Raw genomic sequence first — 23162 nt, forward strand, 5'->3', positions numbered from 1 at the left:
TGACGCCGCTGTGGCCGATATAAGCTGCATGAAGCGTTATTCATTATTGCTACTCGCGGCACTGTGTATCAGTCCCGCAGTCAGCCAGGACGACTTACAACGTTATTTACCGCAAGACCAGCTACACTGGTTGTCCGGTAATGACGACCAACGCTATTTGGTTTTAAAGAAAGAATACCTACAGGCTTTTGAGCGCGGTCAAATCGTGCTTATACCCGACTGGCACTATCATCCATTGCAGTCTTTTTATATTCGCCCGGTGTATGAAAACGCACCGGATTTTGGCTGGACCACCTGGGCGCTCACTCCGCCGGAAAATGACATACGCACGGACAATCTGCAGACCCCCGCCAGTGCCACACACTTTCCTGAAGCAGCTGATGAAGAGGTCTTCGAGCCTCTGGTTGGCGCCTTGCAACAACGCATGACACTGCTTCTGGACGAGACCTTAAGCCGGCCGGGCTTCTCAGTGTGGGTGGTTGAAGGTATTACAGCGGATATTACTTTGCGACTGTTAGAAAGTGATCCGTCGATAATGCCGGATGCTATCGTCCTGATTAATGCTTATGTTCCGCAATTTCAGTATAACCGCGCTCTTGCCGACCGTATTAGTCAGTCACAACTGCCGGTTCTGGATATTCGCAGTGCTGAGAGTAATCAATGGATAAGCAAGCACTGGCAACTGCGCAAAAAGCTGGCGAGTAAATATCAGCACCCGGCTTACCGGCAGCGACAACTTATCAACTCCGGGAATGCCGGGCAGCGTGAGTTAATCTCAACCATAAAAGGCTGGCTTGAGTTTCACGGCTTTTAGCAGCAATCTTTTAACGAATATCCCGCTTTTCTTTGATTTTTTCATAAGCCGCCTGAATATCCTGCGCCCGTTGCTGAGCCTGCTTCATGACTTCTTCAGGTAAGCCTTTCGATGCCAGCTTGTCCGGATGATGTCGGGCCATAAGTTTACGATAAGCCTTTTTAATTTCAGCGTTACTGTTCTGGGCGGTCACCCCAAGCACTTCATAGGCGTTGTTAATTTCATCCTGACTGGTGGTTTTACGCTGTTGTTGATGCTGCTGACGGCGATGCTGATGAAAACGAAAAGCCGCTTTTTCCATCATTAACCATTGGTCTAACTGAAAGCGCGTAAAGCCCAGAGACTTAGCAACGTTAACCAGCACTTCATGCTCCGACTTTTCCAGAATTCCGTCATTCAATGCCAGACCAATTAACTGCTCCATGAAAAGCTGCAAGACATCCCGGTTGCCGTAAAAGGACGCACTAAAATCTTTCATGACCTGCTGCAAAGGAAATGTCGGTTCTTTACCTTCTCTGAACGCTTCCTGCGCTTCACGAGTAGCATCAGAACTTAAGTTCAGGCGCCGCATAAGCTCCTGCGCCTGCGCAATGTCACTGGTTGTTACTTTTCCTTTTGCCTTGGCAACATGGCCCATTACAGCAAACAAGGTGTAAATGAAGTTGGCATCCCCGGCAGCCTTCTCTGCACCGTATAAAAAGCGTCCCCAGGCGCCTTTTTGGGAAAAGTCCTGAGCCATTCCCCGATCAAACCAATGGCCAATCAGAACGCCTAAAATAGCGCCCGGCCATTTCATAAATGCAAAACCCGCCAAGGCTCCTACAACTTTTCCCCAAACCATGTTATTTCTCCAACTGCTGGTTAAGTTGATGCAGCCGCTCAGGGGTCCCTACGTCGGTCCAGTGCCCATCCCAATAGCTTGCTGCTAACCTGCTTTGATTTATTGCCCGGTCAAAGAAGGTTTTAAGTGGCTGCTTGCCCTGAGGGTATGGTTCCAGCAGCTCTTTTCGGTATAAGCCAATACCGGAAAACGTCTTGCGCTCACTTCCGTCATTAACCAACAGGCCATTTTCTAAAGCAAAGTCGCCCTCAGGATGATGAGCAGGATTTTTAACCATGATCAAATGCGCCAACTGTTCCGTTTCCAGTTGAGTCGGCAGCTCACGGTAGTCCCAGTCGGTCCAAATATCTCCGTTAATGACCCAGAAAGGTTCGTCACCTAATAGGGGCAAGGCTTTAATAATACCACCGGCAGTTTCCAACCCACCTTCCGGTTCTGCGGAAAAAGATACCTGTAACCCCCACCGACTGCCGTCACCAACAAAGCTCTCAATTTGCTCCCCGTGCCAGGCATGATTAATAACAACCTCATTCACGCGGGCCTGCGCCAGCTTTTCTAAGTGATAAGCCAACAACGGTTTACCCGCTATGGGTAGCAAAGGTTTAGGCTGATTATCGGTTAAAGGCCGCATGCGACTGCCTCGGCCAGCGGCTAAGATCATTGCTCTCACTTTGCTTCCTTCCAGGCCGGTATGACGCGTTTTTCCAGCCATTGGTTATAATCTGACAACTGTGAATAGTTAGCGCTTACTCGCTGTAAATAACCTAAAGTTCTGGGCACGTCTTGCAAGTAGCCCGGCTTGTGGTCACGATGAGCCAGGCGGGCGAAGATACCAGCGGCCTTAGTATGACGCTGTAAGCCCATCCAGTCGAACCAATGCTGCCATTGTTCAGGCTCGATCTGAGCTGCCAAATGGTTTGACTGAACGAGCCTTTGCCGCAAGCCCTCACCCAGTTCAGCCACCCATTCATCGGGCCACTCAATATAGCAGTCTCGTAACAGCGAGACCGCATCGTAGGTGACCGGTCCCAGCACCGCATCCTGAAAATCAATAACCCCAATGCTGTCGTCATCCAGCAGCATTAAATTACGTGAGTGGTAATCTCTGTGCACCCCAACCTGAGGCTGTTCCAGTGCATTATCAATAAGTTGCTGGCTGAATTGCTGCCAAATTTCCTGGTCTTCATTATTCCAGTTAAGGTTTAAGTGAGTCTGGAGCAGCCAGTCTTTAAACAACGACAACTCGCGTTTGAGCAAAGCCGTGTCGAACGCAGGCAATTCACCTAACTCGGTACTGCGTACTGACATAATATTCGGCAAAGCAGCTAAAGCTTGCCGGTAATACTGCCGGGCATTACGAGGGTGCAGCTTACTGAGCAACAAAATCTGGCCGAAATCTGACTGCAACATAAAACCTTGCTCGGTATCGGCTGCGATAATTTCAGGCACAGTAACGCCAGCATCAGCGTACGCTTGTGCAACCGCCAAAAAAGGTTCCATAGGTTCTTTTTCCGGTGGACAGTCAACCGCTATCAGGCTTTCCTTTCCGTCAGTTGCCCGAAAATAACGACGGAAACTGGCATCGCCGGACACAACCTCTAAAGTCGGCTGGGGAACCCCGGTCTGGGCTTCGCACCAAGCCTGCAGAGCCACTTCTCGTTTGTCTTCCAAATTATCCTCCACCAAATTTTGTCGCAAAGCCTTAAAACTAGCAGTGTACCAAATAGCGAAACAAACAAAATTGCTTTATTATACCCTCGCGCTGCAAAACAGAATAAATGCATTTAATAACAACGAACGGAAGATTCAATTGCTGCTAAGGTTTATTACTCCGCTGATGCTACTGTCGTTTACTGGCGATGCGCTAGCGGCTTTACAAAATCAAAACGTGCAACAAGGCATGGCTTGTGAGGCTTCCCGGCCCGCAGAAAATGTAATTGGTTCAGTGCAACTGCAGCAAACTGAAGCAGGCACTATTGGCGTTGAATCGCGCAGCGCCGAAATTTTTGCAGATGAGAAGGCGTACTTTACCGGTAACGTTATCATTCACCGTGATGGGCAATGGCTATCCACATCAAAAGCGACAGTCGACCAGCAAAAAGGAGAAATTATTGCCTCTGACGGTATTACCTTTAGTGACGGCTACCTTAACGTCACAGGCGATTCTTTATTTCTCGACCTGAATGAAGACAGAGCAGAGCTTTATAATAGCGATTATCGTCTGCAGGATCATAATGCCCGGGGTCATGCTGAACGTCTGTCTTTATCTCGACAAGAGGTGCTATTGCAGGACTCAAGCTTTACCACTTGTCCCGGAGATTCACCAGCCTGGCAATTACGCGCGCAGCGTATTCAAATTAATGAAACCAGCGATTTCGGGGAAGCCTGGCATGCCCGTTTCGAGCTATTCGACGTGCCCATTCTTTATTTGCCTTACTTTAACTTTCCTATAAGTGACGCGAGAAAGACCGGGCTGCTTTACCCTACTTTTGACTCATCATCTAACAGTGGCTTTGAAGTAGAAATCCCTTATTACTTTAATATTGCACCCAATATGGATGCCACTATAGCGCCAGTCTATATGTCCGAACGCGGCACTATGTTGAAAAGCGAGTATCGCTATCTATTTGGGCAAAATGCCGGACAATTCAATTTAGAGTATTTAGGTAATGACGATACCCGCATCGAAAATAAAAAGCGTTACCTTTGGCATGTTCAGCATGCAGCGCAGATTAATCCGGACCTAAGCTTTTACCTGGATGCCACCGAAATTAGCGACGACAATTATTTAAACGACTTTGGCAGTGACTTCGCTGGCAGAGCCGATACTCATTTATACCGTGTCGCACAGCTGGACTACGATAACGATAACTGGACCGCTCAGCTGCGGACTGAAGACTATGAGCTGATAGGTGATTACCGAAGCCCCTACCGGACACTTCCGCAATTGAGCGTGGACTATAGCGCAAAGACTCTTCATGGTTTCAGTGCAGGTATTTATAACGAACTGACTTATTTTCAGAATCAGGACCAATCACGCGAATACGCTACCCGTGCCCATATTGAACCGAGCCTAAGATATCGTTATGAAAAGCCGGCCTTCGATACCGAAGCGGAGCTGTCTTATCTTTATACGCGCTACTGGCAGGAAAGTCCTGACAGTGCAATTGCGGAAAATGTCACACGGACGTTGCCAAGAGCACGGGTCAGAGCCCGTATGCACCTGGAAAGGTCTGTTGAAATTGGCAATGAGCAATACCGTCAAACATTATCGCCGCAAATTCAATACCTTTACGTGCCCTATGAAAACCAACAAGACATCGGTATTTACGACACTTCGCTGTTACAGGACGACTATCATGGTCTATTCCGTAGCCGTCGGTTTTCAGGTCTGGACCGTATAGCAGAGGCCAACCAGGTAACTTACGGAATCAGTAGCAGCTTGTTCACTCAGAATGAACGTGAAATGCTACGCGCCAGTCTTGGTCAAATATACAACATTGAAGACAGTCGCACGCAGCTGTTCGCCGCTAATGAAGAAACCACGACTTCCAGTAACAGTGAGTGGGTGGCTGACATAAACTGGGCGGTTGATGAGAACTGGTCGTTGCGCAGCTCAATTCAGTACGATACGGAACTTAACAGCACCCGTAAGAGTCAGACCGCGATAGAGTTTCGCAAAGACGATTCGAACCTGGTACAAGTGAGTCACCGCACAGCAACAAATATTTTGAATAACGATATAGAGCAGGTTGGAACACAAGCAGTTTGGTCGGCTAGTTCGCGTTGGCAAGTAGCTGCAAATGTCTTTTACGATCTCACACATGACCGTTTAAATGATGCTATGGTGGGCGTCCAATACAGCAGTTGTTGCTGGGCATTACGAGTTAGTGCTTACCGACGTATAAACCGTGATCTCGAGCCAGCATTTAGTGCGAACCAGATAAACGGCGACACACAGTTTGACAACGGCATTAGTATACAATTTATTATCAGTGGATTAGCTTCTGATAACAGTGGTCTAATTAACATGCTTGAGAAAAGTACGTACGGCTACCGCCGTCCTTTTTATCTCAGTAACTAGTGGTAGGTATAATGAAAAAAATTGCAATGTTTTGTTCAGCAGCAGTGCTGATAGCATCGTCCCTTTTGCTGAATAATAGCGTTCAGGCTCAACAGATTCTGGATCGTGTCGTCGTTATTGTTGACGAAGGCGTGGTTCTGCAAAGCCAAATTGATCATCTGGTTCGGCAAGTAAAAAACAGTCAAAACTTTAATAATGGTAATGCCCCTTCCGATGAGGTTTTGGAAACTCAGGCAATTGAACGTTTAATATTACAGGAAATTCAGCTTCAGATGGCTGACCGCATGGGCATAGAAGTCGATGACGGTCAACTTGAGCAAGCCATTAGCAACATCGCCAACAATCAAAACATCACTGTTGCTGAGCTGCGCGAAGAGATGGTCAATAACGGCATGAGCTGGGCTTCGTACCGGGAAAATGTCCGTAATGAAATTGTTATTCAGCAAGTTCAAAGAGCTGCCGTGCGACAACGAGTTGCAATTACGCCTCAGGAAATAAATAACCTGGTAAAACTCATTGATAATAATCAGGAAGTTCAGGAAGAGTACCGCTTGGCTCAAATATTAATCGCGGCGGATTCCGATGCTTCGCAAGCTGAACTTGAAAAAGCCAAAGAACGTGCTGATGCCGTTTTAAGCCTTCTTGAAAAAGGGCGTGACTTTTCTGATCTGGCTGTACGCTCTTCATCAGGCTCTGCTGCTTTAGAAGGTGGTGATATGGGCTGGATGACAGCGAACAGTATGCCGACACTATTTGCTGAAGCCGTCGACGGAAAACCCGTTGGCGAAGTTGTTGGCCCTATTCGTAGCGGTATTGGCTTTCACATTCTAAAAGTTCAGGACAAACGTGGCGAACAAACTGTAGAAGTCCAGGAAGTCAAAGCTCGACATATTTTAGTAAAACCATCAGTTATCTTGTCGGACAATAAAGCAAAAGAAATGCTCAACAACTATCGTGAGCAAATTGCCAATGGCGAAAAAACTTTTGCCGAACTTGCCCGAGAGCACTCAGCGGATCCAGGTTCAGCCTCGCGCGGCGGTGATTTAGGCTGGGCACGCCCTGACAAATACGCACCAGAATTCAAGCAAAAAGTTGAAACCATTGAAGCAAACACCATAAGCGAGCCTTTCCGTACTCAGTTTGGCTGGCACATCGTGGAAGTTACTGAACGCAGAACTCAGGACGCCACTGAAGAAAGCAAACAAGAACGAGCTTATCAAATGCTTTTCAGTCGGAAGTTCCGCGAAGAGTTAGATAACTGGCTACAGGAAAAACGTGATCAGGCCTATGTCAGAAGAGTTGCCGAGTGAGTCTACCGACACTAGTTTTTACACCGGGTGAGCCGGCAGGTATAGGCCCGGATCTGATTATAAAAATTGCACAGCAGCCCTGGCCGGCTGCTGTGATTGTCTGTGCCGACAAAAACTTATTAAAACAGCGCGCTGAGCAACTCAACCTGCCCATTACTTTGCATCGCTATCGTAAAGGTGAGGACGTGCCAGAACACCAGCCTGGCCATTTATGGGTTGAGCACATCCCTGTATGCGAAGAAGTCACTGCCGGTCAGCTATCTGTATCTAACGGTCATTACGTAGTGGACTGTTTAAAGCGAGCCTCCGATGGCAACCTTGCAGGCGAGTTCGATGCAATCGTCACAGGTCCGGTGCATAAAGGCGTAATTAACCAGGCAGGCGTTGCTTTCTCGGGACACACAGAGTTTTTAGCCCACGAAGCCAACTGCAATGATGTTGTGATGATGCTGGCCACCGAAGGCTTACGCGTTGCTTTGGTAACGACTCATATCCCTTTAGCCTATGTTGCAAAAGCAGTGACTAAAGAGCGCCTGAGCAACATTTTAACGATTCTGCATAACGACCTGAGCAAGAAATTTGGTGAGTCCTACCCAAAAATTCTGGTTTGTGGTTTAAACCCTCATGCCGGAGAGTCCGGACACTTGGGCCGTGAAGAGATTGAGACTATATCTCCAGTCATAGAGCATCTGAAGCAACAGGGTATGAACCTACATGGCCCCTACCCGGCGGACACTATCTTTCAGCCCAAATACCTGGAAGACGCCAGTGCAGTAGTTGCTATGTATCATGACCAGGGACTCCCCGTGCTAAAATATAAGGGCTTCGGTCAAGCGGTAAATATCACCCTGGGTCTACCTTATATACGAACCTCTGTGGACCACGGTACAGCCCTTGAACTGGCTGGAACAGGTAAAATAAATGACGGTAGTTGTCGACTGGCAATGAAAACCGCTATCGATATGGCAAGAGCAGCGTACTATGAGTAAAAACCAAAATGGGAGTAGACACTCAGGCGGGAGCAAAACCCATCTGGGGCACCGTGCACGGAAGCGGTTTGGTCAGAACTTTCTGAACGATGAGCACATTATTGAACAGATAGTTGATGCCATTAACCCTCAAGCTGGTGAAAACCTCATTGAAATTGGTCCGGGGCTAGCAGCTTTAACCGAACCCACAGTGGATCGCGCCGGCCATCTGAAGGTCATTGAAATTGACCGAGACCTGGTTGAGCGTCTTCAGCACCATCCTTTTTTAAGTGCGAAACTCGAAGTAATACAGGGAGATGCATTAAGCATCGACTTTAGCCAGTTTGCAGAGAAAGCGCAGGCAAGAGTATTCGGTAATTTACCTTACAATATTTCGACGCCTTTGATTTTCCACCTGCTAAAATTTGCAGAGCACATACAGGACATGCACTTTATGCTGCAAAAAGAGGTTGTGGATCGCCTGGCTGCAGAACCCGGCTCAAAAAGCTATGGTCGAATTAGCGTCGGCGTGCAACAAGCCTGCAGAGTAACACCTGTAGTTTCGGTTCCACCGTCAGCCTTTACACCGCCGCCTAAAGTTGAGTCTTCCGTCGTTCGTTTAGAGCCATACAAAGACAGCCCCCACCCGGTGAAAGACAAAGCTCAGCTACACAGCTTATGTTTGACAGCATTCAATCAACGCCGTAAAACAATACGTAACAACTTAAAACAGCTGGTTCCTGCAGAGCAACTCGAAGCGCTTGGCATTAATCCTGGCGCCAGACCAGAGACGTTATCGGTGGATGACTACTGCAGAATATCGGACTGGCTCACAGAACAAGCGGAAAAGAATGACAGTCAGTAAAATTGAAATTGATGTAAAAACGCAATATTTAGCGGCGCAGTCGAACCCTGATGCCGGCCAGTACGTGTTTTCTTATACGATAACCATAACCAATGAATCCAGTCAGTTGGTACAATTGCTTGCCCGTGAATGGCGAATTACTGATGCAGACAGTAAAATAACCCGGGTAGCTGGTGACGGTGTTGTCGGTCAACAACCGAAGCTTGAGGCAGGAGAGTCTTTTAGCTATACGAGCGGTACGGTCCTGGCAACACCTATTGGTACTATGGAAGGTCATTATTTGATGATAGATGCCCAGGGCGAGCAGTTTAAAACACCGATTCCCTCATTCCGGTTGGCTATTCCTAATATTATTCATTAACTATGAGCCATTACATTGTTGGAGATATCCAAGGCTGCTTCCGCGAACTTGAAGCTCTGCTAACCAAAGTCAGTTTTAACCCAGAAAACGATACTCTATGGTGCGTTGGGGATATTGTTGCGCGCGGTCCGGACTCTCGTGATGCTCTCAAGTTCTTCTATCAAAACAGCCGTTCAGTGCATACTGTATTAGGCAACCACGACTTAAACTTAATGGCCGTATTACTCGGCTACCGCAAGCCAAACCCGAAGGATAAACTCGACACCTTACTTGCTGATAGCGAACGTTTCAGTTGGCTAGACTGGCTGCGTCAGCAGCCCTTGCTACAACAGCTAAAAAGTCATGAAACGGTCATAGCTCATGCCGGAATTTACCCTTGGTGGAAGCTGGAAGAAGCAGCTCAGTACGCTAACGAAGTCGAGAATGTTCTTGTCGGCACTCAGTTTGAGAGCTTCATGCGCGAACTATTTGGCAACACTCCTGAAAAATGGGACTCAAGTCTGCAAGAATTCGACCGATACCGTTTTATAGTGAACGCATTTACCAGAATGCGTTACTGCAGCCCGGATGGTGAACTCGAATTTTCTAAAAAAGATAATCCGTATCAAAGTTCATCGCAGGATTCGTTTAAGCCATGGTTTAACTTTTGGCCTGAATCCGATAATCGCGTAATATTTGGACACTGGGCTGCGTTAATGGGTGAAACCCGACGTCAAGATGTAATAGCGCTCGATACTGGCTGTGTCTGGGGTCAGCATATGACGTTATATAACGTTGAAAGTAAGACATTCTTTCATCAACCGGCTTTGTCCGGGAAGTGATAATAATCATGCAGTGCTGAGGAAAGTTTCATGAAAATTACTGTTGCCATGCGAGTCATTGGTGGTTTTGCCATCATTACATTGCTGTTACTCATCATTAGCTTAAGCTCGTTGTTTAATATCAACAGCATTGGCTCATCGGTTGATAATCTCAACGACCAGGCCGTGCCCGCGCTCAATGAAGTAGCTGCCGTCAAAGTGGATATTCTTGAATTGGGCAGCGTGCAATTAGAAACTTTCTATGATGAAAAAGTTGGCGAGGTCGATGCTCACAGAAAAGAATTTGAAGCATCCCGTAGTTCGCTTTTTTCTTCCTTGAACGAACTCAACCGATTAATTCAGGGCGCCGGTCAAGGCGACAGAATTGATGCTATTGAAAAGGACTCTCAGAAGTATGTCGACTTAATCGACCGCTTATTCAATCAGCAACGCGAATACCTGGAACTTCAAACCACAACAGCTTCTCAGTTGGATGAAATTGCATTCAATATCGATGACGCTGCTATAATGCTGCTAGACACCATGGATATGTCTAACAACGAAGTTATCTCACGCGAAGCCAGTAATGTTGAGTCCTCGCTGTCGAGCCTCATCACCTTGATGTACGACTTAAACAAAGCCAACAAACTAGACAGTGCCGAAGTTATTCGCAGTGAAATTGATATTAATATTGACAGTATCCGTCCCCGCTTAGAAGTTTTAGAGAACGAGGCAACCGGCAGAACTGAGACAATGGTTAGTGACGCTATCACGACCGTTCGTAATGCCATCGACAGTCTGCAGGGTAATGGTTCCTATCCCGCAAATGTCATTCGCCGTCAACAACTTCGCGTAGACGCGGAAAACTCACTGAATAGTTCACAAACCCAGCTGAATAAGTTAATGACAGAAACTGATGAGTTGCAGAATGCGGTTCGTGGCATTGCTGAAGACACACGAGTTTCTGTGACAGATTCAATTTCAACCAGCAGCTGGATAAACAGCATTATTACGGTTGTTTCAATTGCACTGGCCATTTTAATTTCCTGGTATACCGTACGCAGTATCAGTCAGCCATTGTCTCGTGTTAACCATATGCTGAATATTATGGCCGACGGTAACCTGACTGAGCGAGTCGACTACAACGCTCAGGATGAGTTTGGTGAACTGGCATCAAACACGAACAAGCTGACCGGCAATTTGCGTAAACTTATTGAAGGTATCGCTAACCGCGCGACTCAATTAGCGACAGCGGCGGAAGAGTCCTCCAATGTCTCTGACGAAACAACGAACGCGATTGATGAGCAGCGCCGTCAAATAGAGCAAGTGGCAACAGCCACCCAAGAAATGAACAATACAGCGAGTGAAATGGCTGATGGCGCTGATCAGGCTCTTCAGGAAATTCAGCACTCCGATGACGAAGCCAAGCGCGTACGGGAAATTTCAGATAAAAACCGTACCACTATCGAAGGCCTGGCTCGCGAAATTCAGAGTGCCTCCGAGGTTATCGATCAGTTATCAGAGAACAGCAAAAACATTGGCGGTATTTTAGATGTTATTCGCGGTATTGCGGATCAGACCAACTTGCTTGCCCTGAACGCTGCTATTGAGGCTGCTCGGGCTGGTGAACAAGGTCGGGGCTTCGCTGTTGTTGCCGATGAAGTTCGTACCCTGGCCAGCCGTACTCAGGAGTCGACCGAAGAAATTCAGGATATGATTGAAAGCTTGCAGAACGACTCTCAACGCGCTGTTAGTGTAATGAATAAGGGCCGCGAACAAGCCGAACTCAGTGTTCAACAGTCGGATGAAGCCGCTCAGGCACTGCAGTCAATCACTGAGTCAGTCCACCAGGCCTCTGACAGCAGTAACCATATTGCGAACGCTGCGAAAGAACAGAGCAGTACCGCACACGATATCAGCGAACGTCTTGAAGCTATTGTTTCTATTGCAGAACAAACCGCTTCTGGTTCGAAACAAACCGCTCAGGCGTCTAACGAAGTAGCGAAACTGGCAGATGAGCTGCAGGACTCAATCAAGAGCTTTAGAGTCTAAAAGCACGGAAACAAAAAAAGGTGCCAACTGGCACCTTTTTTATTGTCTGAAACCTTGAACAATTAAGCCGTTAAGTTAAGTTTTGCGAAGCGGCGCTTGCCTACCTGATAGACCCCTGAGTCCTTCTCAGTGCACACATAACGCGCATCACTGAACTTCTCACCATCTACTTTAACGGCATTTTGCTTTATCATCCGCAACGCTTCAGAGGTTGACTGAACTAAACCGGCTTCCTTTAGCACATTACCTATAGCCATTCCCTCGGTTCCAACGTGCACCGTCTTTTCCGGAATATCATCCGGTAATGCATTCTTTTGGAAACGCTGAATAAAATCCTGCTCCGCTTTCTCTGCGTCTTCTTCAGAATGGAAGCGTGCAATAATTTCTTTTGCCAACAGTACTTTGACATCGCGTGGGTTTTTACCGTCGGCTACCGCTGCCTTCAATTCATCAATTTCCGTTATGGAGCGGAAGCTGAGCAGCTGGAAGTAACGCCACATAAGCTCATCAGATACCGACATGATTTTACCAAACATGTCATTAGCGGATTCGGTAATGCCAATATAGTTATTTAATGACTTCGACATTTTCTGAACGCCATCGAGGCCTTCCAGTAACGGCGTCATAATGACAGTTTGTGGACGCTGCCCTTCTTCTTTTTGCAGCTCGCGTCCCATTAGCAGGTTAAAACGCTGATCGGTACCACCAAGCTCAACATCCGCCTTTAGCTCAACAGAGTCCCAACCTTGTACTAACGGGTAGAGAAACTCATGAATCGCAATAGACTGATTGTTCTGGTAACGCTTTTTAAAGTCATCACGTTCTAACATACGCGCGACCGTCTGACGGGCAGCTAGCTTAATCATATCGGCAGCCCCCATTTTCGACATCCACTCAGAGTTGAAGCGAATTTCCGTTTTAGCGGGGTCCAGAATCTTAAAAACCTGTTCTTTATAAGTTTCAGCGTTTGCAATAACCTGTTCAGTGGTCAGCGGCTTTCGGGTGACATTTTTGCCTGTGGGGTCGCCTATCATGCCGGTAAAGTCCCCTATCAGGAACACCACTTTGTGACCAAAGTCCTGAAACACTCTCAATTTGTTAATTAAGACCGTGTGGCCTAAGTGCAGATCCGGGGCAGTTGGATCAAAGCCAGCTTTCACTATTAGTGGCTTACCACTCGCTAATTTCTCAGCCAGTTCCTGCTCGAGTAAAACTTCTTCGGCACCGCGAGTAATCTCGGCAATAGCTTCCGCCACTTCGGTTTTCATCCTCATCTCCAACTGTAAAAACTGATAAACCAGCCATTTTACGCGATTATTAACACTGTTTTAAGCTTAATAATCTGGTATTCTTCTTTTTTTCGTATTATCCTCGAAACCATAAGGTTATTCCGTGGTCGTAAACAGGTGCGGTAAACCCCGTGTTTGCTGACAAATGTTTACTGGATAATCACAATAAAGAAAGTGAAGTGCGCTAAAATATGACATTGAAATCTGTCACCCAAATTCAGCGGATGTTCCTGCAACTTCCGCATTCTCATAAAATTCTGATCAGTGCGATCAGCGTTGCTCTCCTGCTATTACTGATCATTCCGTCAGAACCGGCGACTGCTTCTAAGAACAGTACGCCAGCGGAACAGTTAATGCCAGGCAAACGCTACCAATTGGAGCTGGCGTTTGAGCAATCAAACTCGAATGAAAATTCTGAAAGCTCCGAGCTTACCTGGCAAACTTATCAAGTTAAGTCCGGCGACAGCCTGGCCAAAATATTCAGTAAAGTGGGCTTTAGTGCTCAACAGCTGTATCGCGTTACCGAGTCGGGTGACGAAGCTAAGTACTTGCGTAAAGTTCACCCGGGCGACTTATTGCGCTTCGCAACTGACGGTGAAGGCGAGCTGGTTCAGCTAGCACATCAAATCAATGATACCGAGACTCTCATCATTACTCGTCAAAGCGACAACTTTGTAGCAGAGGTAGAAACCAAAGAAGTCGAGATTCGTACCGAGTTTACTCACGCCGTTATTGATTCAAGCTTCTGGAACGCAGGCATAGATTCAGGACTGACTGACAATCAAATTATGCGCATTGCTAATATCTTTGGTTGGGATATCGACTTTGCTTTAGATTTACGCAAGAACGATGAGTTTAGCGTGCTTTACGAAACTCACTATGTCGACGGCGAATTTGTCGGTTACGGCAAAATTTTAGCCGCAGAATTTGTTAACCGGGATGAAAACTTTCAGGCGATTTTGCACGACAACGGTCAATATTACACACCGAATGGACGTGCCATGCGCAAAACTTTCTTGCGTTCACCAGTAAACTTCACCTACATCAGCTCGAGCTTTAACCCTCGACGCTTGCACCCGGTTACCGGTAGAGTACGACCGCATAATGGCATTGATTACGCGGCTTCGACTGGAACACCGGTGATGTCTTCAGGAGATGGTAAAGTCATTGCCGCAGGTTATACCTCATTAAACGGGAATTATATTTTTGTTCAACACGGTGAGCGCTACGTTACCAAATACTTGCACCTTAGTCGCAAACACGTAAGAAATGGCGACAGAGTTAAGCAGGGTCAGGTCATTGGACGTGTCGGAGCAACAGGTCGCGTTACCGGCGCTCATTTACACTATGAATTCCTTGTCGACGGCGTGCACCGTAATCCGCGTACCGTTGAGCTGCCCAAAGCCAAGTCATTGGCTGAGTCAGAACTTCCGTCTTTCCGCCAGCATGCGGATCAGGTGATGGCAATACTCAACGACAACAAGCGCGTTTATTTGGCGATGCGATAATGCCTCAGCGTTTTATCGGACTCATGTCGGGCACCAGTATGGATGCTGTTGACGCGGCATTAGTCCAGATAAACGCTCAAGGTCAGGTTAAACTGGAAGCCTGCTACTCTCTGGTAATACCTCAAAACCTCCGCTCTCGTTTACTTAAAATAAGTCATACCGACAATTGGATAGCCGATGAGCTGGCAGCTCTGGACGTCGCGTTTTCTGAACACTGCACTCAAGCCGTTAAAGCGCTTTTAGTGAAGGCACGACTTACACCCGAAAGCATCACCGCAATTGCCAGTCACGGTCAAACGGTACGCCATAAACCCAACTTTAAAACCCCTTATACCTGCCAGATTGGCGACCCGGCCCGCTTGGCAGTTAGCACAGGTATCGATGTCATTTATGATTTCCGGCGCAAAGACATCGCCGCCGGTGGTCAGGGAGCTCCACTGGTTCCGGCTTTTCACAAGCAAGTATTTGCGCATCAGAAGCAAAGTATTGCTGTCATTAATTTAGGCGGTATAGCCAATGTCACCTGGTTAGGTCCAGAAGGCCAGGTGCTCGGCTTTGATACAGGCCCTGCCAATACCTTGCTGGACCAATGGGTTCAGCAGCATTACCCGAATGAGAGTTTCGACAAAGATGCACAGTTTGCTCGCGCAGGCGAGATTCAGGCTACACTGTTAGAACAGTTACTTCAGCACCCCTTCTTTTCAAAGCCTGCCCCAAAAAGCACGGGTCGGGAAGAGTTCAACTTAGACTGGCTTAAGCCCCTATTAGAGAAAAAGCAGCTTTCTTTTGAAGATGTTCAGCGCACCTTAGTTGAACTTACGGCTATAACTGTCAAAGATGCTCTGAAAACACTACCACAACAACCCGACGCGGTTTATTTTTGCGGCGGAGGCACGAACAACCCGTTACTCATGGAGCGCTTTGCAGAGCTACTGGCGCCGGCTCAATGCAATACCACGGAGAGCCTGGGAGTGGATCCGCAATGGGTTGAAGCCATGGCCTTTGCCTGGCTAGGCTGGTGCTATGAGCATAAAAAACCGGGTAACCAGCCTGAAGTTACAGGAGCCAGCCACCCGGTTGTTTTAGGTTCTAAAGTTCTGCATCAATAGACGTATTATTCAGCGCCCAATTCTTTAAACGCATCGCGGGTCAGATTCTCATTACTATCGGCTCCAACCACGATACTGTCTTCAATACGCACACCGCCGTATGGACGCAATTCATCCACCTTATCCCAGTTGATATCAGCACTGTCTTTGTGCTCTTCCAGCAACTGATCGACCACGTATAAGCCCGGCTCAATAGTAAAGACCTGGCCCACTTCAATGTCCCGCAGTAAACGCAAGAATGGATGACGTTCGCTACGCTCGTAGCTGTCACCTTTATCGTCTTTCAGGAAGCCACCAACATCGTGCACCTGTAAACCAATAAAGTGGCCCAGTCCGTGCGGCATAAAGGCGCTGGTGTAACCTTTGTCGTAAATGCTTTGTGCATCACCTTTAATAAACTCAAAGTCACTTAAAATTTGCGCAACTTTTAAATGCATTGACACATGCAGGTCGTAATAATTCACGCCTGGCTTAATTTCGCTTAATAGCTCCTGCTGAGCCTTATCCATGGCTTCAACTAAGTCTGCGTAGAAACCTTCTTCATAAGCGTAAGAGCGGGTTATATCAGAGCAATAACCGCGATATCTTGCGCCAGCATCAATCAAGAACGAGCGAATTTGCTTAGGCGGAACCGTGTCGTAAACATCATAGTGCAAAATTGCTGAGTGGCTGTTCAGAGCAACAATGCTGTTATACGGCACTTGTGACTCGCGAAAGTCGATAGCCCCTAAGTAGGCATGGTGTATTTCCAGCTCACTTTTACCCGCAAAAAATGCTTCTTTGGCTGCAACATGAGCTTTTGCTGCTAAACGGTTGGCTTCGCGTAGATTTTCCACTTCCCACTCGGTTTTTATCGAGCGGTGGAAATGCAGGTGATCAATCAGTGCCTGTGGGTTACGAGCTTTTACTTTCCAGTCACTGGCTGGTTGAGCAAAGTCTTCTCCAATAAAGGCTGCCTGTTCCAGGTCACTGCCTAAATCTTCGGTCAACATGCTTAAGTCGTCGATAATTTTTAAATCGACATACTGCTGCCACTCTTCTTCCGGAACGTTAACTGGAGCGTGCCAAAAGTCACGTGCCTGAAACAAGTACACAGTAGGACGCTGACTGCCTTTGCGATAAAAAATCGCACTTTTAGGGCTTTCTGTAACTGGTACCCAATATTTAAACAGAGGGTTAACACGGTACGGCGGCGCGTTATCATCAAGAAAATCAACCCGGGGTTGCCCCGAGTAAACCAAAACGGATTCAAACTGATTGTCTTCTAACGCTTTATCAAAGCGGTTACAAACTGTCTTGATGTGTTCTGCGTACGCGCCCATAAAAAAACCTCACAAAAAATTGTGAGGTTATTCTAGCGGAAAAAGCGCAAACTTTCAGCCGCTCAAGTCTGTTGGGGCAGGCGTTAAATCGAAAAGCTGGACCCACAACCGCAGGTCGTGGTTGCATTAGGGTTATCTACAAAAAAGCGAGAGCCCTGCAGCCCTTCTTCGTAACTGACCACACCGCCCATCAGATATTGTAAACTCATAGGGTCAACCAATAGCGTAACGCCATTTTTCTCTATTTCCATGTCACCCGGGTTTTTCTTTTCATCAAAGGTAAAACCGTACTGGAAGCCAGAGCATCCGCCTCCGGTTACGTAAACACGCAACTTCAAATTTGGGTTTTCTTCTTCAGCAATCAGCTTACCCACTTTGCTTGCCGCTTGCTCAGTAAACTCAATCGGCATCGCCTGTTCTGCTGCACTGCTCATGATTTCTCTACCTTCGTTGAACTCTACGGCTATTTTCTCTTACCTGAGTATTTTGGTCAAGTATCGCCATCGCTCCGCACACCAGGGGTTGTTTCATTACGGCTAATTTCTTTCCAGAAAAAAGCTCTGTCCAGGGTTCCTTTGCCACCTTTGGTTAACCGAACCCTAACTTCAACCCGCTCAGGGGCCAGGCCCTCCGGCATAAAAAAGTCTCCCTCATACAGCGAGAAATAGCGCATTGAAAAGCTGCGGTCGTCGTCGCCAATGTTCGCCAGATCTAATAAGTCGTAACGCTTTTTTTCTCCGTCGATGCGACCTATAAGCTCGACTGTCACATTACCCTGAACGAAATTACGGCGTTGTTCTATCTGCAATAACGCGAGAGAGAAGTGAAAGTGATTCTCAGAACGGTTCGCGGTGACAGTCAGCGAGTCAATAGTAACCCCGCTTTCCTGCAACTCCGGCGCCATAATTTTCTGATAGAAAGCTAAGTCGCGTCGCAGCCCATAATTATCGTTTTGCAGTGCGGACAGCTCGTCCTGCAGGCTTTGGTTCGCTGAACGTTCAATGTCCAATTCAACCTGCAGCACATGTCTCTGATATTCCATTTGCTCTAGTCGCTGATACAGCTGATCTAACTGCTCTTCCTGTTCTGCAACTTTTTCCTTTAACGCCTGCGCGTGCCATACACCAGCCAAATACGCCAGGTAGACAACCAGAACGGCAGCCAGGATCATTACTAAAAATACCGGGAAGGCTCCCCAGCGCTGTTGCCAGTATTTCAGGTTAAAATAGGGCTTCATAACTTCCAGCTCATTTCCATCAAGCGTTTATGCTGATATGTTATTGATAAATATGCAAGCGTCATCCCACGGTTTAAGGTAAGGATCGTATTTCAAATGGCCACTAGCTCCGTACTCCGGCAACAACTGCGAAAACAACTGGCGACGCCCTCTACGACTATCGCAATTTGTTTAATGGGCCTGGCCGGCGGTATTCTGGCAGCACTCATGATTGCCGGTTTTCGGTTCGCCATAGAGCAAGGCGCCTATCTTGTCGGTAATGACAGCTATTGGCAACAGCCTTTACCAACTACTTACCGCTTTTTACTCCCGGTTGTTGCGGCTGTCATGATTTATATTCTGTTCAGGCTTTCAGGGTCAAAGCATGTTCGAATGGGCATACCTTACGTTATTCACCGCATGAAGCAGCACTACGGTATGCTGCCCTGGCGCAGCACGGTGAATCAGTTCTTCGGCGGTATTATTGCACTGGTTGCGGGATTTAGTGTTGGCCGAGAAGGTCCCGCCGTTCATTTAGGCGCTGCAGCTGCAACCTGGCTGGGCTTTCATTTTGATGCACCCAAAAATGCCGTTCGCACCCTGGCGGCCTGTGGTATTGCAGCCGCAATAGCTGCATCCTTCAATACCCCTTTAGCCGCTATGATTCTGGTTATGGAAGTGGTGCTGCGGGAATATAAGGTTCATGTTTTCATCCCGGTTATGCTCTCGGCGGTTGCCGGCTCGCTGATAACTGAAGAGATTTTTGGTGTTGCCTCCGAATTAGCCGTTTTGTCTGCACAGGATATTCCGACCACGCAACTACCCTGGGTCGTATTGCTTGGTGTCGTTCTTGGATTAGTCGGCGTAATGTTTAAAAAACTGATGCTGGATGTCATGGAAACGGTCAAGGACATGTCATTGTTTACCCGTTTATTATTTGCCGGCCTTATCACCGCCATGCTTGCCGTCATTATACCCACCAGTTTAGGCCCGGGGCTTACCGCCATTGAGCAGGTGCTGAATCATCAAGGTCAAATGTCATTACTGGTCACCTTACTGATTGCCAAACTCTTTGCTTCTGCGATTGCATTAGGTATGGGCATACCTGGTGGGTTAATCGGTGCTGTATTTGGAATAGGCGCTATTATTGCGGCGGTATTCGTAGGGGCTGTCAATGGTCTCGGTATTCAGCAGAATCTCTCTTTTGACAGCTTCATTTTGCTGGGTATGGCAGGCATTTTGGCAGCCTGTATTCACGCCCCCATGGCAGCTCTTCTGGCTATCGTTGAATTGTCCCGTAGCGTTGAGATTATTATTCCGGCTATGCTGGTTATTGTGCCCGCTTATCTGATATCCAGTCAGTTACTTAAGTCTAAGTCGATTTTTATTGCCCAACTTGACCTTCAGAACTTGCCCTATCAACTTGCGCCAGTGCATGTTGCTCTGCAAAAAACGGGCGTTGAAAATGTTATGGAAACCGACTTTAAACTCCTGCTTGAACCGACTCAAAATGAACTGGTTGACGCATTAGAATCAGCACAGGCAAAAACCGTTATCGTAATGTCGGTCGATGAAGAAAATCAGGCCCTTTACCGACTCGTATCCTATGATATCAATGCCGGTGACAGCCCAAGCCTGAGCTATACCCCAATTAAAGGAATTCGGGTAACCTCTACTTTGGCTGAAGTTTATGATGAAATAGGCCAGCAAAGACGAGGCGCCGTATTTGTTTATGAAACAGATGGCGGACAACCTTGTGGAATTGTCACCTGGGAAATAGTCCGTAAAGCCTTACAGAGAGAGCTCGCATGACGTGGATACTATGGGTTAAAGCCCTGCACATTGCCTTTATGGTTGCCTGGTTCGCTGGCATTTTTTATTTGCCACGCTTGTTTGTTTATCACGCAATGAATGCAAAACCAGCAGTCGACGAGCAGCTCTGCGTAATGGAAAGGCGACTGCTGTATTTTGTCACGCCTTTCGCTATTCTTACCCTCATTTTCGGCGTTGTGCTGATTTTTGCTTATGGTTCGGCCTGGTTTGCCGCCAGTGGCTGGATGCACACTAAACTGGTGCTGGTACTGTTGCTTTATATCTATCACGGCTACTGCTTTAAGCTGCTTAAAGACTTTAAAACCGGTAATAACCGCCGTAGCCATCGATTTTATCGTGTTTTTAACGAGCTCCCGGTACTGGCGCTGTTCGCGATCATAATTTTGGCCGTGGTTAAGCCTTATTAGATTCTCTTGTGCCGGATGATTTGCTATAGTGTGGGCCCAGTGACATTCTGCGGCAGAGGCGCACCTAAAGATGAATTTCACCGGCTCCAATATTCTTTCTGTAAACCAGTTCGATCGCGACAGTATTGATTATATTTTCTCCGTTGCTGACAAGATGCAACCTTATGCAAGGCGCAAAACACGCACCCGCGTTCTCGACGGCGCGATTCTCGGCAACCTGTTCTTTGAACCATCTACCCGTACCCGGGTCAGTTTTGGTACTGCGTTCAACCTGCTAGGGGGCGAAGTACGCGAAACCACCGGAATGGAAAGTTCTGCCATAGCCAAAGGTGAGTCGCTTTACGACACCGCCCGTGTGCTAAGCAGCTACAGTGACGTTATTGCTATGCGTCACCCGAAATCGGGGTCAGTGAGAGAGTTTGCCGAAGGCAGCAGGGTGCCTGTCATTAACGGCGGTGACGGAGCAAACGAGCACCCCACGCAGGCATTACTGGATCTTTACACCATTCAAAAAGAGCTGGCATATCATCAACAAAGCATTGATAACATGCACATTTGCATGATTGGCGATTTAAAATACGGACGTACAGTTCACTCGCTGTCGACGCTGCTATCAATGTACAAAAATATTAAGTTCACTTTAATTTCTCCACGTGAACTTTCTATGCCGGGCTCCGTATTAGATACGCTGGAAAACGCAGGTCACCGTGTCACTGTAACAGAAAAGGTCGACGGTATTGTCGACGCTGATATTGTCTATCAGACTCGCATTCAGCAAGAGCGTTTTGCCAGCCCGGAAGACGCTGATCAGTATCGCGGTAAGTTTCGTTTAAACCAGGATATATACACTAAGCACTACAAACCCAACACCGTCATCATGCACCCTCTGCCGCGAGATTCCCGCGCCGAGGCAAATGAACTGGATAATGACTTAAACCAAAACCCCAACCTGGCTATTTTCCGCCAGGCAGACAACGGCGTATTAATTCGTATGGCTCTGTTTGCATTAACACTTGGGGTCGTTGATCAAGTTGATAAACACCAATGTGAGGTCAACTGGTACAGCGAGAAAAGCCAACAGTAAAGAGGTAGTTACGACATGAGTCGCTCAGAAGAATTATACACTCAAGCACAAATCAGTATTCCTGGCGGCGTTAACTCGCCGGTTCGGGCTTTTAATGGCGTTGGTGGTACACCCATCTTCTTTGAGCGCGCTGAAGGCGCTTATATGTTCGATGCTGACGGCAAACGTTACATAGACTACGTTGGCTCCTGGGGACCTATGATTCTGGGCCACAACCATCCGGCAGTTTTAGAGGCGACTCTGCAAGCGGCCAAGCGAGGCTTAAGCTTCGGAACGCCGACAGAAGTTGAAATCACTATGGCGGAAACTATCCGCAAAATTGTACCTTCAATTGAAAAAGTACGTATGGTGAATTCTGGTACAGAAGCAACCATGACCGCTATTCGCCTGGCCCGAGGCTATACCGGCCGGGATAAAATTCTGAAGTTTGAAGGTAACTACCATGGTCACGCTGATTCATTGCTGGTTAAAGCCGGTTCAGGTGCTTTGACTCTGGGTGTACCTAATTCGCCCGGCATCCCGGAAGACTTTGCCAAACACACCCTAACTGTGAATTACAACGATATTGAATCAGTGAAAAAAGTTTTTGCTGAAATGGGTGACGAAATTGCCTGTATTATTGTTGAACCTGTCGCAGGAAACATGAACTGCATTCCTCCGGTTGAAGGCTTTCTGGAAGGTTTACGCAGCATTTGCGACGATCACGGTTCGGTATTAATTTTTGACGAAGTTATGACCGGTTTCCGTGTAGCACCTGGCGGGGCCCAGGAGCGTTACAACATAAAGCCTGACCTGACTACTTTGGGTAAAGTTATTGGCGGCGGTATGCCGGTTGGTGCCTTTGGCGGCAAAAAAGAAGTGATGGACTACATTGCCCCGGTCGGCCCTGTTTATCAGGCCGGTACGTTATCGGGTAACCCTGTTGCTATGGCTGCAGGCTTAGCGGCTTTACAACAATTATCAACACCAGGGTTATACGATCAGCTTTATCAGCGAGTTGACACTTTACTCAACGGACTACAAGAACGTGCTGACCGCGCCGGTGTTCCAATGACCACCAGCCGTGCCGGCTCCATGTTTGGTTTCTTCTTTACCGAAGAACCTGAAGTCACAACCTTTGCTCAGGCTACCCAGTGCAACATGGAACACTTCAAAACTTTCTATCACGCCATGTTAGAGCAAGGAGTGTATTTGGCACCGTCAGCCTTCGAAGGCGGCTTTATGTCTGCGGCACACAGTGAAGAAGATATTCAGCAGACCTTAGATGCCGCTGAAAAAGCTTTCGCTAAATTACTTTAG

General features: G+C 47.5%; 21 protein-coding genes. 14 read left to right on the plus strand and 7 right to left on the minus strand.

Features of this window, described 5'->3' with window-relative positions; genetic code table 11:
- The first annotated feature begins 10 nt into the window (after window positions 1–10).
- Window positions 11–814: a DUF3530 family protein gene (locus tag ACP7FG_RS08510; RefSeq protein ID WP_234972470.1), complete on the plus strand. Its 804-nt coding sequence runs from the start codon at window positions 11–13 to the stop codon at window positions 812–814.
- Between the two features lie 10 nt (window positions 815–824).
- On the opposite strand, the gene djlA is transcribed toward ACP7FG_RS08510, so the two are convergent.
- Genes djlA through ACP7FG_RS08525 form a run of 3 tightly spaced genes read right to left on the minus strand, consistent with a single transcriptional unit; the run spans window position 825 to window position 3326 of the window.
- Window positions 825–1655, minus strand: a complete 831-nt coding sequence (gene djlA / locus ACP7FG_RS08515; protein ID WP_054489597.1) for a co-chaperone DjlA — start codon at window positions 1653–1655, stop codon at window positions 825–827.
- Between the two features lies 1 nt (window position 1656).
- Window positions 1657–2325, minus strand: a complete 669-nt coding sequence (murU, locus tag ACP7FG_RS08520) for an N-acetylmuramate alpha-1-phosphate uridylyltransferase MurU (protein ID WP_439226125.1) — start codon at window positions 2323–2325, stop codon at window positions 1657–1659.
- On the minus strand, window positions 2322–3326 hold the full coding sequence (locus ACP7FG_RS08525; RefSeq protein WP_439226126.1) for an aminoglycoside phosphotransferase family protein: 1005 nt from the start codon (window positions 3324–3326) through the stop codon (window positions 2322–2324). Before ACP7FG_RS08525 ends, murU begins: the two co-directional genes overlap by 4 nt.
- A 139-nt stretch (window positions 3327–3465) precedes the next feature.
- Here ACP7FG_RS08525 and ACP7FG_RS08530 point away from each other — a divergent pair, with 139 nt between their 5' ends.
- The 7 genes from ACP7FG_RS08530 to ACP7FG_RS08560 are packed head-to-tail and all read left to right on the plus strand — an operon-like array spanning window position 3466 to window position 12095.
- On the plus strand, window positions 3466–5739 hold the full coding sequence (locus tag ACP7FG_RS08530; RefSeq protein ID WP_439226127.1) for an LPS-assembly protein LptD: 2274 nt from the start codon (window positions 3466–3468) through the stop codon (window positions 5737–5739).
- Between the two features lie 11 nt (window positions 5740–5750).
- Window positions 5751–7049, plus strand: coding sequence for a peptidylprolyl isomerase SurA (gene surA / locus ACP7FG_RS08535; RefSeq protein ID WP_439226128.1), 1299 nt, complete (start codon window positions 5751–5753; stop codon window positions 7047–7049).
- Window positions 7046–8038, plus strand: coding sequence for a 4-hydroxythreonine-4-phosphate dehydrogenase PdxA (gene pdxA, locus ACP7FG_RS08540; RefSeq protein ID WP_439226129.1), 993 nt, complete (start codon window positions 7046–7048; stop codon window positions 8036–8038). The genes surA and pdxA overlap by 4 nt, the downstream gene beginning before the upstream one ends.
- A complete protein-coding gene (gene rsmA / locus ACP7FG_RS08545; protein WP_439226130.1) occupies window positions 8031–8882 on the plus strand; it encodes a 16S rRNA (adenine(1518)-N(6)/adenine(1519)-N(6))-dimethyltransferase RsmA in 852 nt (283 codons plus the stop codon). The genes pdxA and rsmA overlap by 8 nt, the downstream gene beginning before the upstream one ends.
- Entirely contained in the window at window positions 8869–9243 is a 375-nt protein-coding gene (gene apaG, locus ACP7FG_RS08550; RefSeq protein ID WP_054489610.1) for a Co2+/Mg2+ efflux protein ApaG, read from the plus strand. Before rsmA ends, apaG begins: the two co-directional genes overlap by 14 nt.
- Before the next feature lie 2 nt (window positions 9244–9245).
- Window positions 9246–10064, plus strand: coding sequence for a symmetrical bis(5'-nucleosyl)-tetraphosphatase (locus ACP7FG_RS08555; protein ID WP_439226131.1), 819 nt, complete (start codon window positions 9246–9248; stop codon window positions 10062–10064).
- A 30-nt stretch (window positions 10065–10094) separates the two neighbouring features.
- Window positions 10095–12095, plus strand: coding sequence for a methyl-accepting chemotaxis protein (locus tag ACP7FG_RS08560; protein ID WP_054489614.1), 2001 nt, complete (start codon window positions 10095–10097; stop codon window positions 12093–12095).
- A 62-nt stretch (window positions 12096–12157) separates the two neighbouring features.
- Here the strand turns inward: ACP7FG_RS08560 and tyrS are convergent, their stop codons facing one another.
- Window positions 12158–13363: a tyrosine--tRNA ligase gene (tyrS, locus tag ACP7FG_RS08565; RefSeq protein ID WP_439226132.1), complete on the minus strand. Its 1206-nt coding sequence runs from the start codon at window positions 13361–13363 to the stop codon at window positions 12158–12160.
- Window positions 13364–13575: 212 nt separating this feature from the next.
- On the opposite strand from tyrS, the gene ACP7FG_RS08570 reads away from it, so the two are divergent.
- A complete protein-coding gene (locus ACP7FG_RS08570; protein WP_287816435.1) occupies window positions 13576–14892 on the plus strand; it encodes an OapA family protein in 1317 nt (438 codons plus the stop codon).
- The gene (locus ACP7FG_RS08575; protein ID WP_439226133.1) at window positions 14892–16001 is read left to right on the plus strand and encodes an anhydro-N-acetylmuramic acid kinase; all 1110 of its coding nucleotides are present in this window, start codon (window positions 14892–14894) and stop codon (window positions 15999–16001) included. Before ACP7FG_RS08570 ends, ACP7FG_RS08575 begins: the two co-directional genes overlap by 1 nt.
- A gap of 5 nt (window positions 16002–16006) precedes the next feature.
- Here the strand turns inward: ACP7FG_RS08575 and pepQ are convergent, their stop codons facing one another.
- The 3 genes from pepQ to ACP7FG_RS08590 form a co-directional block, all read right to left on the minus strand.
- Entirely contained in the window at window positions 16007–17323 is a 1317-nt protein-coding gene (gene pepQ / locus ACP7FG_RS08580) for a Xaa-Pro dipeptidase (RefSeq protein WP_439226134.1), read from the minus strand.
- An 83-nt stretch (window positions 17324–17406) separates the two neighbouring features.
- On the minus strand, window positions 17407–17757 hold the full coding sequence (gene erpA / locus ACP7FG_RS08585) for an iron-sulfur cluster insertion protein ErpA (RefSeq protein ID WP_054489624.1): 351 nt from the start codon (window positions 17755–17757) through the stop codon (window positions 17407–17409).
- A gap of 56 nt (window positions 17758–17813) precedes the next feature.
- Entirely contained in the window at window positions 17814–18560 is a 747-nt protein-coding gene (locus ACP7FG_RS08590; protein ID WP_439226135.1) for a DUF6776 family protein, read from the minus strand.
- A 96-nt stretch (window positions 18561–18656) separates the two neighbouring features.
- Here ACP7FG_RS08590 and ACP7FG_RS08595 point away from each other — a divergent pair, with 96 nt between their 5' ends.
- The 4 genes from ACP7FG_RS08595 to hemL all read left to right on the plus strand — a co-directional run bounded on the left by ACP7FG_RS08595 (window position 18657) and on the right by hemL (window position 23162).
- Window positions 18657–20351: a chloride channel protein gene (locus tag ACP7FG_RS08595; RefSeq protein ID WP_439226136.1), complete on the plus strand. Its 1695-nt coding sequence runs from the start codon at window positions 18657–18659 to the stop codon at window positions 20349–20351.
- Window positions 20348–20779 (plus strand): protoporphyrinogen oxidase HemJ, encoded by a 432-nt coding sequence (hemJ, locus tag ACP7FG_RS08600; protein WP_222235821.1) that lies wholly within the window; start codon window positions 20348–20350, stop codon window positions 20777–20779. Before ACP7FG_RS08595 ends, hemJ begins: the two co-directional genes overlap by 4 nt.
- Before the next feature lie 70 nt (window positions 20780–20849).
- A complete protein-coding gene (locus ACP7FG_RS08605) occupies window positions 20850–21863 on the plus strand; it encodes an aspartate carbamoyltransferase (protein WP_054489632.1) in 1014 nt (337 codons plus the stop codon).
- A gap of 15 nt (window positions 21864–21878) precedes the next feature.
- On the plus strand, window positions 21879–23162 hold the full coding sequence (gene hemL, locus ACP7FG_RS08610) for a glutamate-1-semialdehyde 2,1-aminomutase (RefSeq protein ID WP_222235823.1): 1284 nt from the start codon (window positions 21879–21881) through the stop codon (window positions 23160–23162).

The sequence above is a fragment of the Idiomarina sp. ST10R2A5 genome (assembly GCF_051842325.1).
Taxonomy (GTDB): domain Bacteria; phylum Pseudomonadota; class Gammaproteobacteria; order Enterobacterales; family Alteromonadaceae; genus Idiomarina; species Idiomarina abyssalis.

What these genes read in the sequence shown, in the direction of transcription:
- djlA (WP_054489597.1), bottom strand. Translation starts at nt 1,655, where the DNA reads ATGGTTTGGGGAAAAGTTGTAGGAGCCTTGGCGGGTTTTGCATTTATG.
- surA (WP_439226128.1), top strand. Translation starts at nt 5,751, where the DNA reads ATGAAAAAAATTGCAATGTTTTGTTCAGCAGCAGTGCTGATAGCATCG.
- rsmA (WP_439226130.1), top strand. Translation starts at nt 8,031, where the DNA reads ATGAGTAAAAACCAAAATGGGAGTAGACACTCAGGCGGGAGCAAAACC.
- apaG (WP_054489610.1), top strand. Translation starts at nt 8,869, where the DNA reads ATGACAGTCAGTAAAATTGAAATTGATGTAAAAACGCAATATTTAGCG.
- ACP7FG_RS08555 (WP_439226131.1), top strand. Translation starts at nt 9,246, where the DNA reads ATGAGCCATTACATTGTTGGAGATATCCAAGGCTGCTTCCGCGAACTT.
- ACP7FG_RS08560 (WP_054489614.1), top strand. Translation starts at nt 10,095, where the DNA reads ATGAAAATTACTGTTGCCATGCGAGTCATTGGTGGTTTTGCCATCATT.
- tyrS (WP_439226132.1), bottom strand. Translation starts at nt 13,363, where the DNA reads ATGAAAACCGAAGTGGCGGAAGCTATTGCCGAGATTACTCGCGGTGCC.
- ACP7FG_RS08570 (WP_287816435.1), top strand. Translation starts at nt 13,576, where the DNA reads ATGACATTGAAATCTGTCACCCAAATTCAGCGGATGTTCCTGCAACTT.
- ACP7FG_RS08575 (WP_439226133.1), top strand. Translation starts at nt 14,892, where the DNA reads ATGCCTCAGCGTTTTATCGGACTCATGTCGGGCACCAGTATGGATGCT.
- pepQ (WP_439226134.1), bottom strand. Translation starts at nt 17,323, where the DNA reads ATGGGCGCGTACGCAGAACACATCAAGACAGTTTGTAACCGCTTTGAT.
- erpA (WP_054489624.1), bottom strand. Translation starts at nt 17,757, where the DNA reads ATGAGCAGTGCAGCAGAACAGGCGATGCCGATTGAGTTTACTGAGCAA.
- ACP7FG_RS08590 (WP_439226135.1), bottom strand. Translation starts at nt 18,560, where the DNA reads ATGAAGCCCTATTTTAACCTGAAATACTGGCAACAGCGCTGGGGAGCC.
- ACP7FG_RS08595 (WP_439226136.1), top strand. Translation starts at nt 18,657, where the DNA reads ATGGCCACTAGCTCCGTACTCCGGCAACAACTGCGAAAACAACTGGCG.
- hemJ (WP_222235821.1), top strand. Translation starts at nt 20,348, where the DNA reads ATGACGTGGATACTATGGGTTAAAGCCCTGCACATTGCCTTTATGGTT.
- ACP7FG_RS08605 (WP_054489632.1), top strand. Translation starts at nt 20,850, where the DNA reads ATGAATTTCACCGGCTCCAATATTCTTTCTGTAAACCAGTTCGATCGC.
- hemL (WP_222235823.1), top strand. Translation starts at nt 21,879, where the DNA reads ATGAGTCGCTCAGAAGAATTATACACTCAAGCACAAATCAGTATTCCT.